We start from the raw sequence: 2,054 nt of genomic DNA on the forward strand, positions 1-2,054 counted from the left end.
CGCCATTGCCCGCCATAAATGGCGTGGCGGGCAGTGGCTCCCTTTTGCCTCAGGAGCCGGGGGAAGTCATAAGACAAGGGCTTCTGATCGGTCATTTCTGCTCTGCCTCATTTGCGCTGAACTCCTCTGGCGAGCGCTGCAACACGAAGGCGCCCACCGTCTCGGCGGCCTTGCGCAGCGGATCGTCGAACAGATGGGCGTATCGCTGGGTGGTCTGAACCTGCGTATGGCCGAGCATCTGGCCGATCAAGGGGAGCGACGCGCCCGCCGACACGAGGATGCTGGCGAAGGAATGGCGGATGTCGTGGATCCGGACATTCGGCTGGAACTCGGTCTTGGGCTCGCCCTTGCGGTCGAGGACCGGCTTGCCCCTCGCGTCCAGCACCGACACCTCCGCGCCGAGCCCCGCCCTGCGGCAGACCGAGACCCATGTGCGCTTGATCTCGGTGAGCGGCTTGCCGGTCGGGCCGGGGAAAACGTAGGGGCTGATTGGTGTCCCCTCGGCCTTCGCCTTGGCGGCGGCCTTCATCTCGACCAGCAGCTGCACCGCCGGGCCCGAGAGCGGAACGCGATGCAGCTTGCGCTGCTTGGTGTGGGCCGAGGGCTTGGTCCAGACGCCGTTCTCGAGGTCGAACATCTCCCATGTCGCGCCCAGCACCTCGCCGCGCCGCGCGCCGGTGAGCATCAGCAGCTTGATCGCGTTCGCGGACATGGGCTCGGAATGCTCGTTCAGCGCCTGCGCCAGCGCGGCGATCTCGGTGCGGTTCAGATAGCGGTTCCGCTTTTCCTCCTGATTGCGGCGCACGCCCGAGGCAGGATTGTCGTCGCGCCATTTCCAGCGGATCGCGAGGTTGAACGCCTTGCGCAGCACCTCGACCGTGCGGTTGGCGCGGACGGGCGTGCCGCGGATCTCGGTGATGTCGCGGTGGAGCGCATCGACATCGTCATGGGTGATCTGCGCGACCTTCATCTTGCCGAAGCGGGGCAGGATGATCTTCTCCCACATCATCCGCTCGTCGGCCTGACTGCGCTCGGCTTTCTTGGGCAGGTGCTCGCGCGCATAGCGTTCCCACATCTCCTGCACCGTCGGAGCCTCGCGCTGCGCCTGCCGCTCGCCCATCGGGTCGAAGCCGAGATCGACCTCGCGCTTCATGTCCTTCGCGGTCTGGCGCGCGGCGGCCACGGTCCAGTCGGGCCAGGCGCCGATGGTGATCCGGCGCTGCCGCCCCTCGGCGCGGTAGTCGAGGATGAAGGACTTGGCCCCGCCCGGCGTGATGCGCAGGGCGAACCCCTTCACCTCCGCGTCCCACATCATGGTCTGTCCGCGCACCGGCGGCAGGGCCTTGCGGGCGGCGGCTTCGGTCAGTTTCTCGCTCATTCCAGCCTCCCCGTGTCAACACTGTGTCAACACATCATATGGCTGTTTTTGTCGTTCGCTGGCGGCGAGTAACAGGCGGTCGCGCCCAATAGCCACAATAAAACAGCTGTCTAGGAGACTAGGCCGGAAAACGCGTCAACAATCAAGGGTCTAGATGTTGTGGGTAATCTGGCTCATAACCTGAAGGCCGCAGGTTCAAATCCTGCCCCCGCAACCAAAAAATCCTGTAAAAACAGCGCGTTACACAGCACCTCTCGGGGTGCGATTTTGCGTTGCGGCGCGCGAACTAGCGCGCAACTAGCCGCCCGCAGGCACCGACTGCGGCGGGTCCAGCACCAGCCGGTGCCATGCCTCACGAAACTCGTCCCGGTCATATGCCCTCGGTTCAAGCCACCAGCGACCGCCATTCCGGTCCTGGGTCGCAAGGGCACGAACATCCTCAAGCCGCAGAACATAGCAGGCAGGGGTATCGCTGTTCGCATGGACGGTAATGATCCACCAATCAGACCGCAGACTGTGAAGGTCGGTGCCCAAGGGCACGGCGTGCCGCTTGCTCAGCGCCTTGGACTGGACCCCGAAGAAATGCGTTTCGTCGGCATCGGGGCTCTGTTGCACAAATCCTGTGAGGGATTCATCTCGTGAATCCAGCATGGTAGCTGGGTGGCATGAGCAGACC

General features: G+C 64.4%; 2 protein-coding genes. Both read right to left on the bottom strand.

The genetic code is table 11. The features are described from left to right. Nucleotides 1-91: 91 nt before the first annotated feature. Entirely contained in the window at nt 92-1,378 is a 1,287-nt protein-coding gene (locus RGD00_RS23150; protein ID WP_310459593.1) for a tyrosine-type recombinase/integrase, read from the bottom strand. A gap of 297 nt (nt 1,379-1,675) precedes the next feature. Then, the coding region (locus RGD00_RS23155; protein WP_310459594.1) for a hypothetical protein at nt 1,676-2,054 on the bottom strand (379 nt) is incomplete at its 5' end.

Origin of the sequence: Ruixingdingia sedimenti (genome assembly GCF_031432425.1) — a bacterium.
In the GTDB taxonomy this organism is placed as follows: Bacteria; Pseudomonadota; Alphaproteobacteria; order Rhodobacterales; family Rhodobacteraceae; genus Ruixingdingia; species Ruixingdingia sedimenti.